A 4,079-nucleotide genomic window follows, 5' to 3' on the forward strand; every position below is an offset into this window, starting at 1 on the left:
GGGCCCCCCCCCCCCCCCCACTGCCCGGAGTTCGGCGGCACTCCCCCGCCGTACCCGCTCCCGGTGAGGGCGGCCGAGGCGGGGGCCTGAGCGCAGGGCAGAATGGGGCCGGACTAGCGAAGGAGACTCACGTGGCCATCCGTGTCCTACTGGTCGACGACCAGCCGCTGCTGCGTACGGGCTTCCGGATGATTCTGGAAGCCGAGCAGGACATCGCGGTCGTCGGCGAGGCCGGGGACGGCCTCCAGGCGCTGGACCAGGTGCGGGCGTTGCAGCCCGACGTGGTGCTGATGGACATCCGTATGCCGCGGATGGACGGCGTGGAGGCGACCCGGCAGATCACCGGCCCCGGTCGGGACGGCCCGGCGAAGGTGCTGGTGCTGACCACCTTCGACCTCGACGAGTACGTGGTGGAGGCGTTGCGGGCGGGGGCCAGCGGTTTCCTGCTGAAGGACGCCCCGGCCAATGAGCTGGTGCAGGCGATCCGGGTGGTGGCGGACGGTGAGGCGATGCTGGCGCCGAGCATCACCAAGCGGCTGCTCGACAAGTACGCGACCCATCTGCCTTCGGGCGAGGAGCCGGTCCCGGACACCCTGCACACGCTGACCGAGCGTGAGGTGGAGGTGCTGAAGCTGGTGGCGCGGGGTCTGTCCAACGCGGAGATCGCCGCCGACCTGTTCGTCAGCGAGACGACCGTCAAGACGCATGTCGGGCATGTGCTGACCAAGCTGGGGCTGCGCGACCGGGTGCAGGCCGCGGTGTACGCGTACGAGAGCGGGCTGGTGCGGCCCGGCGCGCAGTAGCCCGCGCCGGCCTCGCGGCACTGCGGCACGGCGGCGCGAAAGGGCGCCCCACTCCTCGCGGAGTGGGGCGCCCTTTCGTGTGCGGCCGTGGTGCGGGCCGGGCTCAGTTGCTGACGCCGCGACCCAGTTCCCAGAGCTGGAGGGAGGAGGCGGAGTTGAGGACGTAGGCAGTCCCGGTGATGTCGTCGCGGGTGGCGACGTACTGCTTGCCCTGCCACAGCGGCAGCAGCGGTACGTCCTCGGCGACGATGTTCTGGATCTCCGTCAGGCTGTCGGCGGCGGACAGCCGGTCGGCCTCGCGGCGGGACTCCGGGATCAGCGTGTTGATGATCCGGCTGTTGCTGTACGGCAGGAAAAGGGTGTTCCCCTTGTCGAGGAACGGCGCGATGAAGCTGTCCGCGTCCGGGAAGTCGGGGAACCAGCCCATGCCGAACACGTCGTAGGCGTGCTCCTGCTGCGCCGGGCGGTACTCCTCCCAGGGCGTGCCCTTGATGTCGACGTCGAACAGACCGCTGTCGTTGAGCTGCTTCTGGAGCTGCTCGAACTCCGGCTTGGCGGCGGCACCGTAGTGGTCGGTGGTGTAGTTCAGCGTCAGCTTGACCGGGGTGGTGATGTTGGCCTGCGCCAGCAGGTCCTTCGCCTTGTCGACGCTCGGGTCGCCGTACGTGTTGAAGAACGAGTTGGAGTGGCCGGTGATGGTGGCCGGGACCATCGAGTACAGCGGCTCGGCCTGGGAGCCGTAGACCTTGGAGACCAGTTCGCTGCGGTCGATCAGCTGGGCCATCGCCTGGCGGACGGCCTTGTTCTTGACGGACGCGGCGTCGGTGTTGAAGGCGAGGTAGCGGATCTCCAGGCCGGACACCTCGACCAGGTCGACGTCGCTGTCGGTGCTCTTGGACAGCTTGTCGATCTGCTCGGGCGTCATCGCGCGCGTCATCACGTCGATGTCGCCCTTTTCGATGTCGGCGCCCATCGTCTCGGCGTCGGCGTAGGAGACCATCTCGACCTTGTCGTTGTTCACCGTGAGACTCCCCTTGTAGTTGGGGTTCTTGGTGAACACGCCCTTGGTCAGTTCGTCGCCCTTGGTCTCCGCCTCGAAGGTGTAGGGACCGGAGCCGGAGATCTCGAAGCCGTCGCGCAGCTTGCCCTTCTCGTAGTCGTCGGAGTCGACGATGCCGGCGACGGGGGTCGACAGCTTGTACGGGAAGGTGGCGTCGGCGGTCTTGAGGTGGAAGATCACCTCTCGGTCGCCCTGTGTCTCGACGGTGTCGACGGTGGACAGCAGTGAGGAGACCCCGCTGTCGGCCTTGAGGGAGATGGCCCGCTCGATGGAGAACTTCACATCGGCGGCGGTGATGGGGTCGCCGCCCGCGAACTTCAGGCCGTCGCGCAAGGTGCAGGAGTACCGCTCGTTGCCGGTGTCGGTGAAGCCGCACTCCTCGGCCGCCTCGGGCACCGGCTCGCCGTCGCCGCGCGGCTGGATCATCAGGGTCTGCTGGGTCTGGCGCAGGACGTTCCAGCTGCCGACGTCGTAGGCGTACGCCGGGTCGAGGGGCGCGGGCACGTCCTTCGAGACGGTGAACCGGTCCGTGGTGCCGACGACGATCGCGTCTCCGCCGCCACTGCCACCGTCGGAACCGCCGCACGCGGCGAGCACCGGCGCGAGCAGGCCGACCACGGCCGGCAGCACCAAAGTCTTACGGTTCATGCTCGGGTTTCTCCAGGGCTGTCGATTCCGTGTATCCGACATGCAGGGGTGTCGCGGCGGATCACGGGGGTAGGGGCGAGGTTCTCGCGACGAGATTAGTCCGCGTCCGCACGACAGTTCGCAGCCACCGGAGTTGAGCCCTCATCACGCAGTGAAACCGGGCGTGGACGCACCGAAAACCCGACAGCGGAAGGATTAGTGCGAGGTTTCATCAATCGGGACACAAGGGCACCGCGTCGCCCCCGAACGCACCGCGAACAGCACACGCACAGGCTTCTGTCGACCCCCGGGGGCGTGGGGAACGTCACATGGTCAAGAAGCTTGGTGACGCACTCAATTCGGCCGTACCGAGGTGGGGAATTACTCTTCGGTACTCTTCGGGACCGCTCCGCCACGCGTTCCGCGGAATAGTTCGCATTCGCCGGTGCACGCTGGGTGAAGTGCTAGTGCGCGTGTGTCATCAGTCCGCGCAGAAATGCCAGGTCCACCTGTTCCAGCGAGGGCACGACGGTGCGTCTGGGGGCCGGTGCGAGGGGGGCGACGGACGGGACGGCGACGACCTGGCAGCCCGCTGCCTCGGCGGCGGCGACACCGGTCGCGGTGTCCTCGATGACGGCGCACCGGTGCGGATCGGCGCCGAGTCCGGCGGCGGCGGCCAGGTAGGGGTCCGGGTAGGGCTTGGTGCGCGGCACCTCGTCGCCCGCGACGGTCAGGGCGAAGTGGTGGGCGCCGAGCGCGGTGAGGACCCGGTCGATGACGCGCCGGTGGGAGGCGGAGACCAGGGCGGTGGGGATCTCGTGCTCGGACAGCTCGGCCAGCAGCCGCTTGGCGCCCGGCATCAGCGGCAGGGACCGGCCGATGCGCTCCTCGAAGCCGTCGTTGAGCAGGACGGTCAGCTCGGCGAGCGTGATGTCGGCGCCGGTGGCCTCGATCAGGAAGCCCGCGCTGCGGGTCATCGGACCGCCGACCACGACATGCCGCCAGGAGTCGTCCAAGGTGTGCCCGAGGCCCGCGAAGACCTCGGTCTCGACGTCCCACCAGAACCCCTCGGTGTCCACCAGGGTTCCGTCCATGTCCAGGAGTACGGCCTGGAGGGCGGACCCTTCGGCCGTACGAGTGCCGAGTGCGGGGACCGTACTGGTCATCCACGTGCCTCCTTGAGGGACGATCAGGCCGGTTCCCTGAGCGGGAACCGGCCTGCGGTGGACCGACCAGTGTACGTCGCCCGCGGGCGACACGCCCGGTGGAGCCTCAGCGGGCGTTGAAGTACTTCGCCTCGGGGTGGTGGATCACGATGGCGTCGGTGGACTGCTCGGGGTGCAGCTGGAACTCCTCGGAGAGGTGGACGCCGATCCGTTCCGGCTCCAGCAGGGCGGCGATCTTGGCCCGGTCCTCCAGGTCCGGGCAGGCGCCGTAGCCCAGCGAGAAGCGGGCGCCCCGGTACTTCAGCTCGAACATGCCCTGCATGGCGTCCGGGTCCTCACCGGCGAAGCCCAGTTCGGAGCGGACCCGGGCGTGCCAGTACTCGGCGAGGGCCTCGGCGAGCTGGACGGACAGGCCGTGCAGTT

The 4,079-nt window shown here is 68.7% G+C and carries 4 protein-coding genes; 1 reads left to right on the top strand and 3 read right to left on the bottom strand.

Annotated elements, in window-relative coordinates; genetic code table 11:
- The first annotated feature begins 131 nt into the window (after nucleotides 1–131).
- Nucleotides 132–803, top strand: a complete 672-nt coding sequence (locus tag ACTT8P_RS37920) for a response regulator (RefSeq protein ID WP_215173697.1) — start codon at nucleotides 132–134, stop codon at nucleotides 801–803.
- Nucleotides 804–906: 103 nt separating this feature from the next.
- Here the strand turns inward: ACTT8P_RS37920 and ACTT8P_RS37925 are convergent, their stop codons facing one another.
- The 3 genes from ACTT8P_RS37925 to ACTT8P_RS37935 form a co-directional block, all read right to left on the bottom strand.
- Entirely contained in the window at nucleotides 907–2,511 is a 1,605-nt protein-coding gene (locus ACTT8P_RS37925; RefSeq protein ID WP_442836344.1) for an ABC transporter substrate-binding protein, read from the bottom strand.
- Between the two features lie 443 nt (nucleotides 2,512–2,954).
- Nucleotides 2,955–3,656: an HAD family hydrolase gene (locus ACTT8P_RS37930; RefSeq protein ID WP_442836345.1), complete on the bottom strand. Its 702-nt coding sequence runs from the start codon at nucleotides 3,654–3,656 to the stop codon at nucleotides 2,955–2,957.
- A 106-nt stretch (nucleotides 3,657–3,762) separates the two neighbouring features.
- The coding region (locus ACTT8P_RS37935) for a vitamin B12 dependent-methionine synthase activation domain-containing protein (RefSeq protein ID WP_442836346.1) at nucleotides 3,763–4,079 on the bottom strand (317 nt) is incomplete at its 5' end.

This window comes from Streptomyces sp. JW3 (assembly GCF_052216785.1).
Lineage (GTDB): Bacteria > Actinomycetota > Actinomycetes > Streptomycetales > Streptomycetaceae > Streptomyces.